Source organism: Acinetobacter gerneri DSM 14967 = CIP 107464 = MTCC 9824 (genome assembly GCF_000368565.1).
GTDB classification, from domain to species: Bacteria; Pseudomonadota; Gammaproteobacteria; order Pseudomonadales; family Moraxellaceae; genus Acinetobacter; species Acinetobacter gerneri.
Genome location: NZ_KB849545.1, coordinates 444,135 through 463,696 on the forward strand (window position 1 = coordinate 444,135; position 19,562 = coordinate 463,696).

Below are 19,562 nucleotides of genomic sequence, written 5' to 3' on the forward strand. Positions count from 1 at the left end.
TAATTAGTCACCATTTTTCAGTTCAATGTTGATACCTAAAGAACGGATCTCTTTGGTCAATACGTTGAACGATTCAGGCATACCCGGATCCATATAATGGTTGCCATCTACAATGTTTTTGTAGACACGTGTACGACCTTCAACGTCATCCGACTTAACTGTAAGCATTTCTTGTAGTGTGTAAGCCGCACCGTATGCTTCAAGTGCCCAGACTTCCATCTCACCGAAACGCTGACCACCGAATTGTGCTTTACCACCAAGCGGTTGTTGTGTCACTAATGAGTAAGAACCAGTAGAACGTGCATGCATCTTGTCATCAACCAAGTGGTTAAGTTTCAACATGTACATATAACCAACGGTTACAGGACGGTCAAAACGCTCACCTGTACGTCCGTCATACAATACTGTTTGACCAGAACGTGGAAGTTCAGCAAGTTCAAGAAGCTCTTTAATTTGACCTTCTTCAGCACCATCAAATACTGGAGTTGCTAAAGGAACACCTTTACGTAAATTACCTGAAAGAACAAGGATTTCTTCATCAGTTAAGCTATCAAGATCTTCTTGCTCGCCACCAACTTTGTTATAAATCTTGTCCAAGAACACACGAAGTTCAGCAATCGTACGTTGCTCTTTGAGCATCTTATCGATTTGCTCACCAAGACCTTTGGCAGCTAAACCTAAATGTGTTTCAAGAATCTGACCCACGTTCATACGTGACGGTACACCCAGTGGGTTAAGTACTACGTCAACAGGAACACCGTTGATGTCATGCGGCATATCTTCTACAGGAAGGATGTTTGATACAACACCTTTGTTCCCGTGACGACCCGCCATTTTATCACCCGGTTGGATACGACGTTTAACAGCCAAATACACTTTAACAACTTTCAATACACCAGTTGTAAGCTCATCACCTGTAGAAAGTTTGCGTTTTTTCTCAGCAAATTTCTCATCAATTTCATGGCTCTTTTCTTTCAAGAACACTTGAATTTGAGTTAAACGTTCAGCAATACCTTCATCACTTGGTTGAATTTCAAGAAGATCAACTAGCTCTAAACCAGATAACAATTCTTCAGAAAGTTTGTCACCACGTTTAGTTGAACCACCACCATTTGATTCTTGACCTTTCAACAAGCGAACAATACGTTCACGAGCAGCTTCTTCAAAGATTTTATATTCTTCTTTCAAATCTTTACGGTAAGCATCAAGCTGAGCTTTCTCAATTGCTTGAGCACGTTCATCTTTTTCAATACCATCACGAGTAAAGACTTGAACGTCAATCACTGTACCTTTAGTACCAGATGGAACGCGTAAAGATGAATCTTTAACGTCAGCAGCTTTTTCACCGAAGATCGCACGAAGAAGTTTTTCTTCAGGAGTCAACTGAGTTTCACCTTTAGGCGTTACTTTACCTACAAGAATGTCACCAGCAGTTACTTCAGCACCGATATAAACGATACCTGACTCATCAAGTTTAGACAGCGCAGCTTCACCAACGTTAGGAATATCTGCAGTGATTTCTTCTGCACCTAACTTAGTATCACGAGCTACACATGACAATTCTTGAATGTGAATAGAAGTCAAACGATCTTCTTGAAGAACACGTTCAGATAATAAAATCGAGTCTTCGTAGTTATAACCGTTCCAAGTCATGAACGCTACGCGCATGTTCTGACCAAGAGCAAGTTCACCACCGTCTGTAGATGGACCATCAGCCAATACATCACCGCGACCTACTTTATCACCCAAGCTCACGAGAACTTTTTGGTTGATACAAGTATTTTGGTTCGAACGGGTATATTTGATGAGGTTGTAGATATCTACACCAGCTTCACCAGCAATCATTTCATCTTCGTTAACACGAATCACAACACGTGAAGCGTCAACAAATTCGATCATACCGCCACGTTTCGCGATCACACATACACCTGAGTCACGCGCTACGTTTGCTTCCATACCTGTACCAACAAGTGGTTTGTCAGCAAGCAATGTAGGAACAGCCTGACGTTGCATGTTTGAACCCATCAATGCACGGTTGGCATCATCGTGTTCAAGGAACGGAATCAATGATGCAGCTACAGATACAACCTGTTGAGCTGATACATCCATATGCGTCACTTTTTCAGGAGGCATACGAACGAATTCACCTTGATGACGTACAGAAACGAATTCTTCAGTTAAGTTATTATCGCCATCTACACTAGAATCGGCCTGTGCAATAACAGTACCTACTTCTTCAATAGCAGATAAATACTCAACATCTTCAGTTACACGACCATCAACAACTTTACGGTATGGAGTTTCCAAGAAACCGAAGTTATTACATTTTGCATAAACAGAAAGCGAGTTGATCAAACCAATGTTTGGACCTTCAGGCGTTTCAATAGGACATACACGACCATAGTGAGTTTGATGTACGTCACGTACCTCAAAGCCCGCACGTTCACGAGTCAAACCACCAGGTCCGAGAGCTGATACACGACGTTTGTGTGTGATTTCAGACAATGGGTTGTTTTGGTCCATGAACTGAGACAATTGGCTTGAACCAAAGAATTCTTTGATTGCAGCAGCAACTGGTTTCGCATTGATTAAATCTTGTGGAGACAAGTTATCTGTTTCAGCTTGGCTTAAACGTTCTTTAACAGCACGTTCAACACGAACTAAACCAACACGGAATTGGTTTTCAGTCATTTCACCAACTGAACGTACACGACGGTTACCTAAATGGTCGATATCGTCGACTTCGCCTTTACCGTTACGGATTTCAACGAGAGTTTTTAATACGTCGATAATGTCTTCGTTAGAAAGAATACCTTCAACTTCACGAGACTTCTGATCAGTACCCACTTCGTAAGGACGACCCAAACGACGGTTGAACTTCATACGACCTACAGGAGATAAGTCATAACGTTCAGAAGAGAAGAACAAGTTGTTGAATAAGTTTTCAGCAGCTTCTTTTGTTGGTGGCTCGCCTGGACGCATTACTTTATAGATTTCAACAAGCGCTTCTTCACGGCCTGTTGTAGTATCTGTACGTAATGTATCTGCGATAAATGAACCACGGTCGATATCGTTGGTGAATAGGATATTAAATTGTTTAATACCGCCTTCAGCCAATTTCACCATAATGTCATGACCAAGCACAGTGTTTGCTTGAATCACTTCACCATCTTTCAGTGTGATATCTTCAGCTGTAATACGCTCATATAAATATTCATCAGGAACAGAAAGCTTAGTTAAACCAGAAGCTTCCATTTGACGAACATGACGCGCATTAATACGTTTACCTTGTTCAACAATCACTTTGCCATCAGCATCAGTAATGTCGAATTGAGCCATTTCGCCACGCAGACGTTCAGGCACAAGGTCAATTTGGTAGCTACCCATATCTAGATATACAGGAACTTTCTCATAGAACATTTCTAAGATTTGTTCATTTGTATAATCTAAAGCACGAAGAATAGCAGTTGCTAATAATTTACGACGACGGTCGATACGAACATAAACTAAATCTTTCGCATCAAACTCAAAGTCCAACCATGAACCACGGTAAGGAATGATACGTGCAGAATAAAGCACTTTACCACTTGAATGAGTCTTACCTTTATCGTGGTCAAAGAACACACCTGGAGAACGGTGTAATTGAGAAACGATTACACGTTCAGTACCGTTAATAACAAAGGTACCGTTCTCAGTCATGAGTGGCATTTCACCCATGTAAACTTCTTGTTCACGAACGTCTTTGATCGATTTCGTTTCACGATCTTTGATGATCAAACGAATTTTAACGCGCATTGGTGCCGCAAAAGTCGAGCCGCGAAGAATACACTCACGAACATCAAACTCTGGTTTACCAAGGCTATACTCAACGAATTCTAAAGCAGCATTGCCAGAATAACTTTCAATTGGAAAAACTGAACGAAATGCGGCTTGGAGACCGATATCTTCGCGGTTTTTTGGTGTTTTGCCATCTTGAAGGAAGGTTCTGTACGAGTCGACTTGAATCGCGAGCAAGTACGGAGCTTCCATTACTTCGGGCAATTTACCAAAATTCTTACGGATCCGTTTCTTTTCGGTATATGAGTATGCCATCTGGAGTCCTCGGAAAGTAATACCAAGCCCGCCTGCAGAACGAACTTAGAAGGAATTACGCAGGTCGATATGACCACCACCTTTATACAAATGCTGCAATTTTCAGTGGTATAAAACGCTTAACAATATTTTTAAAATGGAAAAATATTGGTAAGCGTTTGAATTTGTATATTTATTTTTAAAATTGATGATTATTCTATCGATCAATCTAAAAATCGAGCCGATTATTGTAACGCAAAAAGGCTGATGACCCAAGAGCCATCAGCCGTTTTTTGGAGCCGATTACAAAAAATCGACTCCATAAAGCGATTACTTAAGTTTAACTTCAGCACCAGCTTCTTCAAGTTTTTTCTTAAGTTCTTCAGCTTCTTCTTTAGTAACGCCTTCTTTAATTGCAGAAGGAGCGCCTTCAACAAGATCTTTAGCTTCTTTAAGACCAAGACCAGTTGCTTCACGAACAGCTTTAATTACAGCTACTTTGTTAGCACCGAAGCTAGCAAGTTCAACAGTAAATTCTGTTTGTTCTTCAGCAGCAGCAGCACCAGCAGCAGGGCCAGCAGCAACAGCTACAGCAGCAGCAGATACGTTGAATTTTTCTTCGAATGCAGAAATAAGTTCTACAAGTTCAAGAACAGTTTTTTCAGAAACTGCGTTTAAGATTTCTTCGTTAGTTAAAGCCATGAGAATAACTCCAAATGGATATTGAATGGTGTGTAAAAAGTTTTAAGCTTATGCAGCTTCTTGCTCGTTTTTCTCTTTGAGTGCTGTAATAAGGCGACCCAATTTCGAAATAGGAGCTTGAAGAACATTGGCAAGCATAGTGAGTGCTTTTTCTTGGTTCGGAAGGTTTGCAATAACGCTAACTTCAGCACCTTGATAAACTTTGCCGTCAAATGCAGCAGCTTTTAATTCAAATGCTTTGTTAGTTTTAGCAAAATCTTCGAACAAACGAGCTGCAGCGCCCATGTCGTCTTCAGAAGTTGAAAAACCAAGAATAGTTGGACCAACAAGGTTTTCATCTAAGATGCTAAATTGAGTACCTTCAAAAGCACGTTTAGCTAGAGTGTTACGTACGATACGTGTTTTAACACCTAGTTTACGAGCTTCTACACGTAGTGTAGTAAGTTGCTCAACTGTTAAACCTTGATAGTCAGCAACAACAGCAGCAAACGCGCTAGAAGCAACTTCATTTACTTCTGCAACGATTTGTTTTTTGTCTTCGATAAGAAGAGCCATCGTAAAACCTCCTAGCGGTGATTTATGCATCGACTGGATGCACTCCCAATTCGTAAGTTCTTTCAAACTTACACGCGGAGGTCGAATAAATCACACCACCGCGTCTACTCAGACTGGAATATTAAGAAGATCATCTAAAAAGACTTCACTTCGCCTGAGGTCTTTGACGCTGATAAATTTACATTTATCAATTCAAAGTCCGCCTGAATAGCCCCTTCTCCCTCTGGGAGAAGGTTGGGATGAGGGTTTAAGACCTCTCCCTAGCCCTCCCCTCAAAGGAGAGGGAACTTTTCAGGACTTTAAAATTCTTTCAGTTCTAAATAAAAATTATTTAGAAACGTTGTTTACATCAATAACAAGACCAGGACCCATAGTTGAGCTCAAAGTGATCTTTTGGATGTAGATACCTTTAGAAGTAGCAGGTTTTGCTTTCTTAAGGTCAGCGATAAGTGCTTCAACGTTTTGACGAACAGCTTCTTGAGTAAACCCAACTTGACCGATCGCAGCATGGATAATACCAGCTTTGTCTACACGGTAACGTGCTTGACCAGCTTTTGCATTTTTAACTGCAGTAGCTACGTCAGGAGTTACAGTACCCACTTTAGGGTTTGGCATTAAGCCACGTGGACCAAGGATAGTACCCAATTTACCAACAACGCGCATTGCATCAGGAGCAGCAATGACTACGTCGAAATCAAGGTTACCTTGTTGAATGCTTTCAGCAAGATCGTCGAAACCTACGATGTCTGCGCCTTCAGCTTTAGCAGCTTCAGCAGCAGCACCTTGAGCAAATACTGCTACACGTACAGTTTTACCAGTACCTGCAGGAAGAGTAGTTGCACCACGTACTACTTGGTCAGATTTACGAGGATCAACACCTAGATTTACTGCAACATCCAAAGATTCTTTGAATTTAGCAGCAGGAAGGCTGTTAAGAACTTGAACCGCTTCATCCAAAGTGTAAACTTTGTTTGCTTCAATAGCAGCAGCAATGGCTTTTTGACGTTTAGTTAACTTTGCCATGTCTTATAGCTCCACTTCCAAGCCCATAGAACGTGCAGAACCAGCGATGGTACGTACACGTGCGTCTAAATCAGCACCAGTTAAATCTGGTTCTTTAGTAGTCGCAATTTCTTCTAATTGAGCACGAGTCAACTTACCAACTTTAGTTTTGTTAGGTACAGCTGAACCCTTTTGGATACCAGCAGCTTTCTTAAGAAGAATAGCAGCAGGTGGAGTTTTCATGATAAATGTGAACGACTTATCGTTGTACACAGTGATCACGACAGGAATTGGAAGACCCGCTTCAACTTTTTGTGTAGCAGCATTGAATTCTTTACAGAATGCCATGATGTTTACACCACGTTGACCTAATGCAGGACCAATTGGTGGAGATGGATTTGCTTTACCAGCTGGAACTTGCAGCTTGATATAGCCGTCAATCTTCTTAGCCATTTTAAAATTACCTCTGGGTACAAACGCCGTTAAGCTCCCCAACATCGTTCACATAACAACAACGAGTTGCCATTATAATAACAATGCCCGATTAAATCGGGCGCTTTTCAACCAACTAAAATTAGTCTGTTTTTTCGACTTGGCGAAATTCCAGCTCAACCTGAGTTGGTCGATTAAATACATTAATCGTCAACGTTAAACGTGACTTATCGTAAATAACTTCTTCCACCACACCTTTAAAGTCTGTGAATGGGCCGTCAATTACAAGTAATTCTTCACCAGGTTCAAACATCGTCTTAGGACGAGGTGCTTCACCTTTGTTGTGTACACGAGCAAGAATCGCATCAGCTTCTTTTTGCGTAATAGGAGCAGGTTTTTCTGCTGTACCACCGATGAAACCTAATACTTTTGGACATTCTTTAACAATGTGCCAAGTTTCATCATTCATTTCCATTTCAACTAATACATAGCCTGGAAAGAATTTACGCTCTGATTTACGTTTCTTACCATCCTTCATTTCAACTACTTCTTCAGTAGGAACAAGGACTTCACCAAAACTATCAGCAACGGCGCTACGCTGGATTCGATCATTAAGTGAACGCATCACTTGTTTTTCATAACCAGAATAGGCATGAATAATGTACCAACGTTTCATAGCTCTCTTACCCGATAATAAACTTCATAAACCAACTGATGATATAGTCAAAGCACCACAAAATAATTGAGGTCACAATCACTACCAGTAAAACCTGCCATGAAGTGGTTACTGTTTCATGTTTCGTTGGCCAAGTCACTCGACGCAATTCAATACGCGAATCTTTAAGCAAACGAACAAAGCCTTTGCCTTGATGGGTGGCGTATAATAAACCTAAAGCCACTACGATACAAGCGATAATTACGCCTACACGTACCCAAATGCTATTTGCAGGTGGCCAATACGCTGGTAAATATTGATTTACCATCAATGCACCAACAAATAAAATCAAGGCAATGATCCATAGTAAATAGTCTAGCGGTGAGCTAGATTTCACTACTTCTTCAGAATAATTTCTTTGTGGAATAGGCGCTTCGCTCAATGCGTCACGCGATTTATCATTCGACATTTTTTTACTCGTCGTAGTATTCGCGACTTATTATATGACAAATTAATCAGCATTAAGCTTTTTATTTAAAATAATTTGGCAGGTCAGGAGGGACTCGAACCCCCAACATTCGGTTTTGGAGACCGACGCTCTACCAATTGAACTACTGACCTATAACGAAACTGAGAGCCGAAACCCTCAGTTCAATGTTACAGCAGTGATTATGCAGTTACTTTCGCAACAACACCAGCACCTACTGTACGACCACCTTCACGGATTGCAAAGCGTAAGCCTGCATCCATTGCGATTGGGTGGATCAATTCTACTGACATTTCTACGTTGTCACCAGGCATAACCATTTCAACGCCTTCTTTAAGAGCGATCGCGCCAGTTACGTCAGTTGTACGGAAGTAGAACTGTGGACGGTAACCGTTAAGGAATGGAGTATGACGACCACCTTCTTCTTTAGAAAGAACGTATACTTCTGCGTCAAATTTAGTATGTGGTTTGATTGTACCTGGTTTAGCAAGTACTTGACCACGTTGAACGTCTTCACGTTTAGTACCACGAAGAAGAACACCACAGTTCTCGCCCGCACGACCTTCGTCAAGAAGTTTACGGAACATTTCTACGCCAGTTACAGTTGTTTTAACTGTATCTTTAATACCAACGATTTCAACTTCTTCGCCAACTTTAACGATACCTGATTCAACACGGCCAGTTACAACTGTACCACGACCAGAGATAGAGAATACGTCTTCGATTGGCATCAAGAATGCTTTATCGATAGCACGTTCTGGTTCAGGGATATAAGAGTCAAGCGCTTCAACAAGAGCAAGAACTGCAGATTCGCCATACTGACCAGCATCACCATTAAGCGCAGCAAGAGCAGAACCACGGATAACTGGAGTGTCATCGCCTGGGAAGTCATAAGTAGAAAGAAGTTCACGAACTTCCATTTCTACTAATTCAAGTAATTCTTCGTCGTCAACAAGGTCACATTTGTTTAAGAAAACAAGAATGTAAGGTACACCTACTTGGCGAGAAAGAAGGATGTGTTCACGAGTTTGTGGCATTGGACCATCAGTCGCAGCACATACAAGGATCGCACCGTCCATTTGAGCAGCACCAGTGATCATATTTTTAACATAATCGGCGTGTCCTGGGCAGTCTACGTGAGCGTAGTGACGAGTTGGAGAATCGTATTCTACGTGTGAAGTATTAATTGTAATACCACGTGCTTTTTCTTCTGGCGCAGAGTCGATTGCTGCGTAATCTTTAGCTTCACCGCCGTAAGTTTTTGCACAGATCGTTGCAATAGCAGCAGTAAGAGTTGTTTTACCATGGTCAACGTGACCGATTGTGCCCACGTTTACGTGTGGCTTATTACGTTCAAACTTAGCCTTAGCCATTTGATATTCCTCGTTTACGTCGAACCCAACTCTGAGACGACCTCCACGAGAGCGCAACTCAGCATCGACATACCGTCTAAAAAATTAGACACCTAATACTTGAAAAGCAGACTAATTAGCCTGCTTTTGAAAACTTTTTGTAGAATAATCTACTAAACTTTAATATCTGGAGCTCTTATCGAGATTTGAACTCGAGACCTCTCCCTTACCAAGGGAGTGCTCTACCACTGAGCTATAAGAGCGACTTACTTCGATGGAGCGGGAGACGAGGGTCGAACTCGCGACATGTAGCTTGGAAGGCTACCGCTCTACCAACTGAGCTACTCCCGCATTGCTGGTAATGTTACCGCTTTCGAAGTTAATGGTGGTGGGAGAAGGATTCGAACCTTCGAAACTTACGTGGCAGAGTTACAGTCTGCTCCCTTTGACCGCTCGGGAATCCCACCTTATCACACTTAACTTTCAGTGCCGTTCTTTTACTACTTTCATACTAACTTAAGATGGTGCCGGCACACGGATTCGAACTGTGGACCTACTGATTACAAGTCAGTTGCTCTACCAACTGAGCTATGCCGGCGTTTCTTTTGTTTCGTACGTTTCGTATCGGAACGGTGTGCAGTTTAGCAAAACTTTCAGATCGTGCAAGTATTTTTTTCAAAAAAAACGTCAAAAACTCATAAAATCAAACCATTTGATGATAATTCAACCGCTTTGATCACTGCGCGAGCTTTTATTTGGGTTTCATTCCACTCAGATTCGGGATTTGAGTCCGAAACAAGACCTGCTCCAGCTTGCACATAAACCTTATTTTCACGAATAACGCATGTTCGAATAGCAATTGACATGTCCATTTCACCCTGCCAACCCAAATATCCGATTGCACCACCAAATAATCCGCGTTTTACAGGCTCAACTTCGTCAATAATTTCCATTGCACGAATTTTTGGAGCACCAGAAAGTGTTCCTGCGGGGAATGTTGCTTTAAAAACATCCAAAGCATCAACATCATCACGAACCTCACCCTGCACATTGGACACAATATGCATGACATGCGAATATCGTTCGATCACCATTTGATCAGTAACCTGTACTTTTCCTATTTTTGAGACACGACCAACATCATTTCGCCCCAAATCGATCAACATTAAATGTTCTGCAATTTCTTTTTCATCAGAAAGCAAATCTTTTTCTAGTGCCAAATCTTCTTCTTTGGTTTTGCCGCGTGGTCGTGTACCTGCCAATGGACGTACAGTTGCAATTCCATTTTCCAGACGAGATAAAATCTCAGGCGATGAACCCACCACATAAAATGGCTTGTTGTCTTCTAAGGTCTGCCCTTGCACTAAAAATAAATAAGGCGAAGGGTTTAAATGACGCAATGCACGATAAACCTGCAAAGGCTCACCATCAAAATCCGAAACCATTCGATGCCCCGGCACAACTTGCATCACATCGCCCGCTCGAATGTATTCTTTGACCTTTTCCACACTTTCAATAAATTTATCGTGGCCTGTAATCGACTCAAAATGCGGTGCTGTGTGTTTTTTTGCTTGTAGGCTAATCGGTGTTGCCAAAATGCGTTCTAGCTCATCTAGTGCTGTTTGTGCATTGTGATAAGCATTTTCATCATTCACATCTGCGTGAACGATCAAAAATAAGGTATCTTTTAAATTATCAAAAACAATGACTGTTTTAGACAACATCATCCATAAGTCAGGAAGCCCCACTGGATCAGCTTCAGGCACGTTATTTAAGCGCGGTTCGATATAGCGCACAGCATCATAGCCAAAATAGCCAACCAGCCCTCCCGTAAAGTTAGGAAGCTCTGGTAACTCTTTTGAGCTTGGCACACGATACTGCGCTTGAAAATCACGAATATATTGAAATGGGTCACTACATGGCTGTGATGAAATCTGACCTTTAACATCTTGAATAGTCAGCATGCCTCCATTGCATGAAAAAACAGTCGATTCACCTAGACCAATAATCGAATAACGTGCCCAGTTTTCACCGCCTTCGACAGATTCAAATAAATAAGCTTGTTTATGATCTTTTAAACGAGCAAATACAGACAATGGTGTATCTGTATCCGCTAGGCGCTGGCGATAAACTGGAATTAGGTTGTAACCGCTTGCTTTGAGTTGTTCAAATTGAGTTTGTGTCGTCATTTGGAAATTCTCTCATTTTCGATAGATAGGGGCTTTTGCTGTGTACTGACTTAGCGTCGCCATCGAAAAATAACCATTTGATTCATTCCTATGTCCTTAGATGTGCACTTCAATTTTTAACAATTTGCTTAATGCTTTATTCATTCAAATCAATAAAGCATCACAAGCTGATCAATCCAATAATTCTCTCAAATCATCCACGATAAGTTGTGGATTGCAATTGCGTATATCTTCCCCATGATTATAGCCATAGCTCACCACAATACAATCGACATCCGCACGGCGTGATGCTTCAACATCATTACTCGAATCACCGATCATCAACGCTTGATCTTTGGTTGATTGGAAATGATCAACGCAATAATTCAACTGTATTGGATCTGGTTTACGCGCTTCAAAACGATCACCACCAATGACATCGGCAAAATAATGATCCATATCTAATTCTTGTAAAATCTTACGTGCTGGCTCTTCTGGCTTATTAGTTACACAGATGAGTTTTTTATTGTTTTTAATGCCCCATTCTAAAAATGGCAAAATACCTTTGAAAGGACGAGTATCTACGCAAGGTTCAGCATTATAAATTTCTAAAAATGTATCCAAAAGTTGCTGATTCAATGCAGGATCGACTTCACCTTTTAGATATTGCAATGTGCTTTGGCAAAATAATGACGTTCCTTTACCAATCCAAACACGCACCTGCTCCTCAGTAACCGTCGGTAGATTGAGGCGTTGTAGGCTCAAATTCATCGCACGATATAAATCATAGGCTGAGTCCACCAAGGTTCCATCCAAGTCAAACATGATGAGTTCTCTTTGATCCAATTTTGCAATGCTCATGATTTACACCTAACTGATTTTCAATTTAAAACGTTCATAAAACGATGAAACAGATCTCTTTATACAGCATAAAAACAACAAAGGCATGCGATTGCATGCCCTTTCATTGAAAATGATCCACGGGCTATTTAAAGAATAGCCACGCAATCACTGCCAAAATCACTAAAATAACAATTGTCACCAAACCTAAAGACGCATTTTTTCGCTCTTGAGTTTGTTGCTCAGCAACTGTTTCCGGCTCTGGAATCGCGACTGGTTTTGGCTCTGGAGCCACTGCATGCACATCCACACCCTCTGGAATTGGGGCTGGTTTCGGCACAGATACTTTTTGCGGCATACCATTTGCATCAACAGAAGCACCATTTGAGCGCTCAGTTAAACTAGGCATCCCTTGCTCACTCATTTGTTGAGCTGCGGTTGGTTCTTGTTGTGGCTGAACAGTTTCTTCTGTATTTTCAGTCGAAGTTACTTCCGCAGTTGCCACAGCTTCCGCAGGTTGATGAACTTCAGTTGCTGTTTGCACGACTGGCTCATCTGTCACTTCAACTGGTGCAACAGTTTGCACTTCGTCTTCTTCTACTACAGGAGCTAGGACTGAAAATTTCAAACTCGCAAATTGCACGATATCTTGATCTTTCAACAAAGTTTCGTGATCAATACGAATATCATTAACAAATGTGCCATTGGAAGAACCCAAGTCTTGTACCCAAAGTGCATCCTCTTTAAGCAAAAATGCAGCATGGCGACGAGAGATTTCAGCCGATTGCAAAACCAAATCAGCATCCTGACTACGGCCAACCAACATATCTTTGACGACGTCAACTTCTTGACCTGTTAGCTCACCTGTAATTGCTTGTAATTTCCAAGTCATAAATACATTTCTCTTTGTGAGTTTTTAGCCATCATAACATGACTTTTTTTAGTTTATACAAGCAGAATTTAGTTCACCGTTCTAATCGTGGTTGTCGAAACCGTATTTTTAGTACGCTCCACGGTCTGTTTCGGTAAAGCTGGTTGTTCTGCTTCAGGCTCTATCGCATAGGTCTGTGTTTTAGGCTCTACTGCTACAGGTGTTGCATTATTTACACGGGTTGCACCACCTGATGGAACAGCCTGATAATTTGGTGCAACTTGAGGATCTCTTTTCAAAGGAGATGTAATCGGTAAGCGCTGCTGATAGATGTCATCCATACTTTCAGGCAATTTGGCAAAATTACCCTCTTTATCCATCGCAAGCTGTAGACTATACAACTGATCATATTTACTTTGAGAAATACGACGAGCATCAGCATCATTAGAAATAATGGTTGGATGAATGAAGACCAAAAGGTTGCGCTTTTCACCATCACTCGCATCTGCTCTAAACAAACGCCCCAAACCAGGAATTGCACCTAAAAAAGGTACAGATTGGCGGCTTGTTTGTTTATCATCTTTAATCAAGCCACCAAGAACAATGGTTTGTCCTTGATCTGCCAATACAGATGTTTTAATAGCACGTTTATTAGTGACCAAATCAGTCGCCTGACCTTTGCTTTTTTCAACATCAGAAACTTCTTGTTGAACCTCTAAACGGACAGTACCACCCTCTCCAATATGCGGAATAACTTTTAGCGTTACCCCGACATCTTTACGTTCTACCGTCGTATAAGGGTTAACACCCGTAGAACTAGAGGTCACAGAACCCGTGATAAATGGTACGTTTTGCCCCACAACAATATAAGCTTCTTCATTGTCCATCGTCACAATCGAAGGGCTTGAGAGTAGATTTGAATTACCTTTACTTTTCAATGCCTGAATCAGTGCACCATATAACTCACGCGATCCATCTGCATTGGTTTTATATTTACCTAAAGCAAGTAGACCACCTGCTCCCTGATTTGTATTAGATGTTAAAGCTGATCCTGCACCAGCTGCACCACTCGATAAATATCCACCGAGCAATCCTGCCAAACTCGAACCAACATTGGTGAAGTTCAACAAACCAACACCCGTACTCATATCACCCATAGCCCATTGCACACCGAGCTGATCCACATCAGTCCCAACCACTTCAATAATCGCCGCTTCAATCAAGACTTGTTGACGACGCACATCAAGTTGTTGGATTGCCGAGTCGATTTCACGCATCAACTGTGGTTCTGCTTTGACCACCAAAGAGTTTTGACTTTCATCCGCAATGATACTGACACCATTTGCATTAAATGAACTGATATTATTTTGATTTGAACTATTTGAATTGCTATTTAAATTAATCGTTGGCGTGGACGAGCCCGAACTGCTCGAAGAGTTTGAATTATTGATTAAGTTATTGATCGAGTTATTACTCGAATTATTTGAGTCACTTGAGGAAGAATTATTGTTGTTGCCACTTGAGTTATTTGATTGCCCTGATACTAAACCTTGTAAAATTTGCGATAAATTTTTAGCGCTTGCATATTTCAAACGATAAACCTTTAAACCACCCAAACGATCTGCCGATGGTACATCCAACATTTCAATGGTTTGGCGAATACGTTTACGAGAAGTTGGATCACCTTTGATCAAAATACGGTTGGTACGTGCATCTGCAATGATTCGCACACGTGAACCTGCCAAATCTTTAGAGCTGCCTGTTGCACTCATCACTTCCAGTTGCTTGATAATTTCTTCAGCTTGGCTCGATTGTAATGGTACAGCCTCGATATCATTTTGCCCTGTGCCATCCAAATTACGGATAATCGTTTCAAGCTGATAAATATTGGCTGCCCGATCTGACACGATCAGCGCATTGGTGCCTTGTATCGCTGCCATGTGTGCAAATTGTGGCATCAATGGACGTAAGGCAGGAATCAAATCATTTGGATTGGTATTTTCAAGCCAAATTACCCGTGTTACAACTTGATCACCAGATGCTTTATGTCTTGAATCATAAGGCACACCGGCATTTTTCACATTGCTATCAGGCACTAGGCGAATGGTATTTCCTGACGGAATCGCAACTACGCCATTGACATTCAAAACCCCTAAAAATAAGTCATATACTTCATTACGATTTAAAGGTTTATTTGAAATAACCGTGACATTGCCACGTACTCGTGGATCAACAGCAAAATTTTTACCAGTAATATCGGCAACTTCATTAATAAACGCAGTTAAATCAGCATCACGCAAATTAATTCGCCAAGTTTGAGCATCGGCTACACTGCTGATTGACATCATCAGCGGTGCTGCTGCAACGAGTGCCCAAAGTGGACGATTGTGATTCAAAAAAGCCATAATTTATTGTCTTTCCTAACTCTTTTAGTGATTTTTATCACTTACAAACTTTGCTGAATGGTCATCACCTGATCACCACGCTTAATTTCTATTTTCACTTTTCCATCGCGTTTCGCTTGTTCTAGCAGTTGTACATCTGTTTGTCCTTGACCTACAGCCTGTCCATTTAGAGAAATAATGCGATCACCCGATCTCAAGCCTAATTTATTTTTCAATGCTGCCGGTGTATTGTCTGTAACTTCATAACCTTGACCACCGCCAGTACTCACGCCCATATTTTTAAGATATTCATCTCGATCCGTTTGTAAACTTTGGATCGCATGACCAATCGCATTTTGACTATTGTTTGGGTTAACATTGGATGCTTCTGATTGAGGTAAAACTGGAGCGTTGGCTGTTGAATTTGGATCAGCCAAGTTTTGATTTAAAGTTGCAAGCCCTGCAAACTTCAACTCTTTCACCGCACCAGAGTCAGTTTTTAAAATGACTTTATCCCAATACACTTCAGACAAATGATATGGCGAATCATCCAACTTTTGTCCCACAACAAAACGATCAGCCGTCTCATTGACTTTGATGACCGCCGAAGAGTTACGACTTGGCGATGAGATCATCACCCCTTGTAGCTCCAATTTGATATTGTCATTTTCAGCCACCGCACCTTGTTCAGCAAACAGTGAAAATGATGAAATATTTGGAATTTGCGGTTGTTGTGACCCTAGGGCCACTTGGTCAAACTGCATGACCTGTGGCGGTGCTACGACCCACCAAAACATGGATGCCAATTTCCAGCACAATGCCAAAATCAAAATAATCAGTAGCAAAGGTCCCGCTTTATTGAGCTTTTGCCATGAGATATCAGAAAGTTTATCTTTAGAAAAAATATCTTTTAAATTCTTCATTAGAAACCACCCGATAAAAGTGGTTGTCTTGAACTGAGCACATACGTATCCAGTCCAGCTTTACCGTCATAAGAAGGGACATTCATCAAAAATCTTTGTGTCAATTGCACATCAAGCATCATGCCTTGATCGAGCACCAAATTAATCATTTTTTGATTACGCTGATCTTGAATGTCGAAAACTAATCTATCTGATTGATCTTTAATATTTCCAATGAGTGAAGGAATGCTCATACGATCTTGGCGTTGCCCCATGCTAAAGATCAGGTCCCCGCCACCCCATTGCAAAGTACCTTCGCCCGCAGCAAAGCCTTGTTCTTTTTTATAATCAAATGCCACATCTTTGAGCTGAATCGCATTGGCTGGCCACTGCCAATTCACCACAGTTTTCAATGTTTCTGGAGAGATTTGACCTGACATTTTCCGGACAATTACTTTTTTCCCAAATCCATAAGCCATAACACCTTGCAATTGGGTATTACCGCTATGCACATCGATATCTGCACCTAAACGCAATAATGCCAAATCTAGAGGACGAGTCTTCCACGCAACCGTTCCGCGCAACTGACCTTTATGCCAATCCGCCTGACCCTGCCAAATATTACCGCTCACATTTTGTAAAACTTGATTGTCCTTATAAAATTTGGATATCAACCAAGTTGCTGGAATTTGTAAAATTACAAAAATTAAAAATGCAATGACGGCGAAAACCCACCATGTCAATTGTTTCGATTTTTTGTTCATCCAGCCGTTACCAATTCTTTCATTTATTATTCCACGTGAGAACATGCTTATTTTTTTATGAGCGCTTGATTACTTTAAATTCCATTTTCAAACATTCCTAACAGTCATGACAAATCAAAACCGCTCATAGACATTATGCATATATTTCTCTCAACGCCAATTCAATGATATAAAAAAAACCAAGCATTTCTGCTTGGTTTTTAGAATTTTACAAACTGTGAATGACAGTTATGTGAAATTAGATAAGAAAATCATCTAAACTGCCACCTTTTTCAAGTTCAGCAACCAACCAACGAGGTTGTTTACCGCGACCTGTCCAAGTTTCAGAAGGATTGTTTTTGTTGCGGTAACGTGGTTCAACTGCTTTACGCGTAGTTTTCTTACGTTTGTGCGCACCGTATTCAATCAATTGCTCTAAAGACAATCCAACTTTCTCAGCGATTTCAATAATTTTATTATAAGCGTCTTCTAATTCTTGATCTTTTTTAGATTCAATTAATGCTTCAGCTTCAGCAGTTAAGCGTTTTAATTCTTCAACAGAAAGGTTACTAATATCAGGCATCATAAAAACTCCGTAAACGATTAAATAATAATTATCCGAGTAATGATTATTTATACAATAACAATTTCGAGCTAACTACTAATACAGCAGATCATATTCTCTATGAATAGAAATAATCAAGTATTAATATCATTATTAACAATATTAAACATAGATGAGATAACAATATAATTTAAAATTATATTAACTCATGACCAACTTGGAGTTCAGATTGAATTAATTTTTGCTTTATATACTCTGGTATAACCGTCTTTTGCATATTATCTTTATCAACACAAACGATAACTGCATCACCTGTGGCAACTATACTTTGCTGCTCAGTACTGAATAAAATATAGCTCATACGAAAAGCACTATTGCGGATTTCTTCCACTCGCGTATACACATCAATATGATCTGGATAATAAATTGGTTTAATATATTTGCACTGATTTGACGCAACAACAGTCAAAAACTCTTCTTTTAATAATCCCAGTTGAGCAAAATGGAGGATACGAGCGCTTTCCATATAACGATAATAAACGACATTATTGACGTGACCAAAAGCATCCATATCACCCCATGCTACCGCTTGTTTTAATACAACGGGGTATTTTGATAAATCTTCCATAACTTTTACTCTATATTTTAAATTTTAAGTAGTTTGCATCATTTTCGAAAATTGAATTAAGTTGCTGAATTAATTCAGGGTTGCCATTTAAAGTTGATTTAATCCGTAGATAATTCATCAAGTTATTATCAGGATATAATGTGAGTAATTGATTTGCTTCAGATTCTCGCCCTGTCGCATTCAGCACATGCCATTTAGCAAAACTTAAAATTGGGATGTGTTGATACTTAGACTCAAGTATATCAATTTCCTTTTCTACAAGATCATAATCTGGGTTTTGTTTTAATAACTGTTGTTGAAACCACAAATAGAACACATCCTGATCAAATTGTTCATCTAGCAATTGTAGTGACAAATCTTCATGTTGCAAACTCATTTCAGGCAAACGTGCAAGTAATTTCAACCACAGCGTTCTTTCGTTATGACTATAGTTTGGAACAGATTCTGCCAATAAAGCATAGCGTTGTTGTAATAATTGCTTATCCTCTTCTGAAGCATTATTAAACTGTACTAACAATTGTTGCAACCACTGCTCATTACTTTGTACATCCAGATAACCCGCTTGAGTTGAATGTAAATACCCCCACGGAAACTGTATGGCAAATGCACGCCATTGCTGCGCAAGATATTCTTTATAGGCATCTTTAATATCACTTAACCAAGGTGAAAGCTCATGCTGGCTTAAAAACTCCAAATGAGTTAATGCCTGCTCTTGGTCAGCTTCTGCCAAAAATATTTGGATGCGCAATAATTCAGCAAGTTCAAAAGCAGAAGGTGGTGCTTGATTTAATAATGTTAACGCTTCACCATATTTACCTTGATCAAATAATAATTTTGCAGAAATAATTTCATTCAACATGCCTGAATTGGAAAATACTTGTTGAATAAAGCCTTTTTGATCCTGCGCACCTTCAATTAACCACAATATACCGAGCTGTTCATAAGGATGTAGATTTTGAAATTCTGTTACATTTTCAATTTTACGTTTTTTCATTGCAATCGAGCGTTTGATTAACATCCAACCGACTTGCAGGATAAAACTCATTAAAATAATAAAGGCGATCAAAATCCATAAATTGGTTTGAACTTGCCAATTTCGCCATAATAAATATACATAACCCGAACCATAGCCGTAACTAAGCAAACTAAATAGCGCAACAAAAATTAAACTAATAAATAAATATACGAGTAAAATATGTTTCATG

17 protein-coding genes and 5 tRNA genes are annotated in these 19,562 nt (G+C 40.2%); all 22 read right to left on the bottom strand.

Annotation, left to right across the window (positions count from 1 at the left end; translation table 11 throughout):
* Window positions 1-3: 3 nt before the first annotated feature.
* Window positions 4-4,092 (bottom strand): DNA-directed RNA polymerase subunit beta, encoded by a 4,089-nt coding sequence (rpoB, locus tag F960_RS17160; protein WP_004868035.1) that lies wholly within the window; start codon window positions 4,090-4,092, stop codon window positions 4-6.
* Between the two features lie 309 nt (window positions 4,093-4,401).
* Window positions 4,402-4,773: a 50S ribosomal protein L7/L12 gene (gene rplL, locus F960_RS17165; protein ID WP_004868039.1), complete on the bottom strand. Its 372-nt coding sequence runs from the start codon at window positions 4,771-4,773 to the stop codon at window positions 4,402-4,404.
* Between the two features lie 48 nt (window positions 4,774-4,821).
* Window positions 4,822-5,328 carry a 50S ribosomal protein L10 gene (rplJ, locus tag F960_RS17170; RefSeq protein ID WP_004868044.1) on the bottom strand — a complete coding sequence of 169 codons (507 nt, stop codon included), beginning with the start codon at window positions 5,326-5,328 and terminating at the stop codon, window positions 4,822-4,824.
* A 327-nt stretch (window positions 5,329-5,655) separates the two neighbouring features.
* Window positions 5,656-6,351 (bottom strand): 50S ribosomal protein L1, encoded by a 696-nt coding sequence (rplA, locus tag F960_RS17175; protein ID WP_004868046.1) that lies wholly within the window; start codon window positions 6,349-6,351, stop codon window positions 5,656-5,658.
* Window positions 6,352-6,354: 3 nt separating this feature from the next.
* The gene (rplK, locus tag F960_RS17180) at window positions 6,355-6,783 is read right to left on the bottom strand and encodes a 50S ribosomal protein L11 (RefSeq protein WP_004868049.1); all 429 of its coding nucleotides are present in this window, start codon (window positions 6,781-6,783) and stop codon (window positions 6,355-6,357) included.
* 121 nt (window positions 6,784-6,904) lie between these two features.
* Window positions 6,905-7,438, bottom strand: coding sequence for a transcription termination/antitermination protein NusG (gene nusG, locus F960_RS17185; protein ID WP_004868050.1), 534 nt, complete (start codon window positions 7,436-7,438; stop codon window positions 6,905-6,907).
* Window positions 7,439-7,445: 7 nt separating this feature from the next.
* Window positions 7,446-7,886: a preprotein translocase subunit SecE gene (gene secE, locus F960_RS17190; RefSeq protein WP_004868053.1), complete on the bottom strand. Its 441-nt coding sequence runs from the start codon at window positions 7,884-7,886 to the stop codon at window positions 7,446-7,448.
* 76 nt (window positions 7,887-7,962) lie between these two features.
* A tRNA-Trp gene (locus F960_RS17195) sits at window positions 7,963-8,038 on the bottom strand.
* Window positions 8,039-8,086: 48 nt separating this feature from the next.
* Window positions 8,087-9,277 (bottom strand): elongation factor Tu, encoded by a 1,191-nt coding sequence (tuf, locus tag F960_RS17200; RefSeq protein ID WP_004862742.1) that lies wholly within the window; start codon window positions 9,275-9,277, stop codon window positions 8,087-8,089.
* Between the two features lie 167 nt (window positions 9,278-9,444).
* A tRNA-Thr gene (locus tag F960_RS17205) sits at window positions 9,445-9,519 on the bottom strand.
* A gap of 12 nt (window positions 9,520-9,531) precedes the next feature.
* Window positions 9,532-9,607: transfer RNA gene (locus F960_RS17210), tRNA-Gly, on the bottom strand.
* A gap of 32 nt (window positions 9,608-9,639) precedes the next feature.
* Window positions 9,640-9,723, bottom strand: a tRNA-Tyr gene (locus F960_RS17215).
* Between the two features lie 55 nt (window positions 9,724-9,778).
* Window positions 9,779-9,854: transfer RNA gene (locus F960_RS17220), tRNA-Thr, on the bottom strand.
* 97 nt (window positions 9,855-9,951) lie between these two features.
* Window positions 9,952-11,445 (bottom strand): anthranilate synthase component I, encoded by a 1,494-nt coding sequence (trpE, locus tag F960_RS17225; protein ID WP_004868055.1) that lies wholly within the window; start codon window positions 11,443-11,445, stop codon window positions 9,952-9,954.
* Window positions 11,446-11,616: 171 nt separating this feature from the next.
* A complete protein-coding gene (locus F960_RS17230) occupies window positions 11,617-12,285 on the bottom strand; it encodes an HAD-IA family hydrolase (RefSeq protein ID WP_004868059.1) in 669 nt (222 codons plus the stop codon).
* Between the two features lie 124 nt (window positions 12,286-12,409).
* Window positions 12,410-13,156, bottom strand: coding sequence for an FHA domain-containing protein (locus tag F960_RS17235; protein WP_004868061.1), 747 nt, complete (start codon window positions 13,154-13,156; stop codon window positions 12,410-12,412).
* A gap of 68 nt (window positions 13,157-13,224) precedes the next feature.
* Window positions 13,225-15,540 carry a type II secretion system secretin GspD gene (gene gspD, locus F960_RS17240; protein ID WP_004868063.1) on the bottom strand — a complete coding sequence of 772 codons (2,316 nt, stop codon included), beginning with the start codon at window positions 15,538-15,540 and terminating at the stop codon, window positions 13,225-13,227.
* A 41-nt stretch (window positions 15,541-15,581) separates the two neighbouring features.
* On the bottom strand, window positions 15,582-16,442 hold the full coding sequence (locus F960_RS17245; protein ID WP_004868068.1) for a type II secretion system protein N: 861 nt from the start codon (window positions 16,440-16,442) through the stop codon (window positions 15,582-15,584).
* Complete coding sequence (gene gspN, locus F960_RS17250; RefSeq protein ID WP_020846438.1) at window positions 16,442-17,185, bottom strand: type II secretion system protein N; 744 nt, start codon at window positions 17,183-17,185, stop codon at window positions 16,442-16,444. The genes F960_RS17245 and gspN overlap by 1 nt, the downstream gene beginning before the upstream one ends.
* Window positions 17,186-17,423: 238 nt before the next feature.
* The gene (locus F960_RS17255; RefSeq protein ID WP_004868076.1) at window positions 17,424-17,750 is read right to left on the bottom strand and encodes an H-NS histone family protein; all 327 of its coding nucleotides are present in this window, start codon (window positions 17,748-17,750) and stop codon (window positions 17,424-17,426) included.
* 175 nt (window positions 17,751-17,925) lie between these two features.
* Window positions 17,926-18,357 carry an acyl-CoA thioesterase gene (locus tag F960_RS17260; RefSeq protein WP_004868080.1) on the bottom strand — a complete coding sequence of 144 codons (432 nt, stop codon included), beginning with the start codon at window positions 18,355-18,357 and terminating at the stop codon, window positions 17,926-17,928.
* Between the two features lie 10 nt (window positions 18,358-18,367).
* Window positions 18,368-19,561, bottom strand: a complete 1,194-nt coding sequence (locus F960_RS17265) for a heme biosynthesis protein HemY (RefSeq protein WP_004868082.1) — start codon at window positions 19,559-19,561, stop codon at window positions 18,368-18,370.
* Window position 19,562 lies beyond the last annotated feature (1 nt).

Bases quoted from the DNA above. Each gene is read 5' to 3' on its own strand.
- F960_RS17255 (WP_004868076.1), bottom strand. From the start codon at position 17,750: ATGATGCCTGATATTAGTAACCTTTCTGTTGAAGAATTAAAACGCTTA.
- trpE (WP_004868055.1), bottom strand. From the start codon at position 11,445: ATGACGACACAAACTCAATTTGAACAACTCAAAGCAAGCGGTTACAAC.
- F960_RS17265 (WP_004868082.1), bottom strand. From the start codon at position 19,561: ATGAAACATATTTTACTCGTATATTTATTTATTAGTTTAATTTTTGTT.
- F960_RS17260 (WP_004868080.1), bottom strand. From the start codon at position 18,357: ATGGAAGATTTATCAAAATACCCCGTTGTATTAAAACAAGCGGTAGCA.
- nusG (WP_004868050.1), bottom strand. From the start codon at position 7,438: ATGAAACGTTGGTACATTATTCATGCCTATTCTGGTTATGAAAAACAA.
- secE (WP_004868053.1), bottom strand. From the start codon at position 7,886: ATGTCGAATGATAAATCGCGTGACGCATTGAGCGAAGCGCCTATTCCA.
- rplJ (WP_004868044.1), bottom strand. From the start codon at position 5,328: ATGGCTCTTCTTATCGAAGACAAAAAACAAATCGTTGCAGAAGTAAAT.
- F960_RS17235 (WP_004868061.1), bottom strand. From the start codon at position 13,156: ATGACTTGGAAATTACAAGCAATTACAGGTGAGCTAACAGGTCAAGAA.
- rplA (WP_004868046.1), bottom strand. From the start codon at position 6,351: ATGGCAAAGTTAACTAAACGTCAAAAAGCCATTGCTGCTGCTATTGAA.
- rpoB (WP_004868035.1), bottom strand. From the start codon at position 4,092: ATGGCATACTCATATACCGAAAAGAAACGGATCCGTAAGAATTTTGGT.
- tuf (WP_004862742.1), bottom strand. From the start codon at position 9,277: ATGGCTAAGGCTAAGTTTGAACGTAATAAGCCACACGTAAACGTGGGC.
- F960_RS17230 (WP_004868059.1), bottom strand. From the start codon at position 12,285: ATGAGCATTGCAAAATTGGATCAAAGAGAACTCATCATGTTTGACTTG.
- F960_RS17245 (WP_004868068.1), bottom strand. From the start codon at position 16,442: ATGAAGAATTTAAAAGATATTTTTTCTAAAGATAAACTTTCTGATATC.
- rplK (WP_004868049.1), bottom strand. From the start codon at position 6,783: ATGGCTAAGAAGATTGACGGCTATATCAAGCTGCAAGTTCCAGCTGGT.
- gspN (WP_020846438.1), bottom strand. From the start codon at position 17,185: ATGAACAAAAAATCGAAACAATTGACATGGTGGGTTTTCGCCGTCATT.
- rplL (WP_004868039.1), bottom strand. From the start codon at position 4,773: ATGGCTTTAACTAACGAAGAAATCTTAAACGCAGTTTCTGAAAAAACT.
- gspD (WP_004868063.1), bottom strand. From the start codon at position 15,540: ATGGCTTTTTTGAATCACAATCGTCCACTTTGGGCACTCGTTGCAGCA.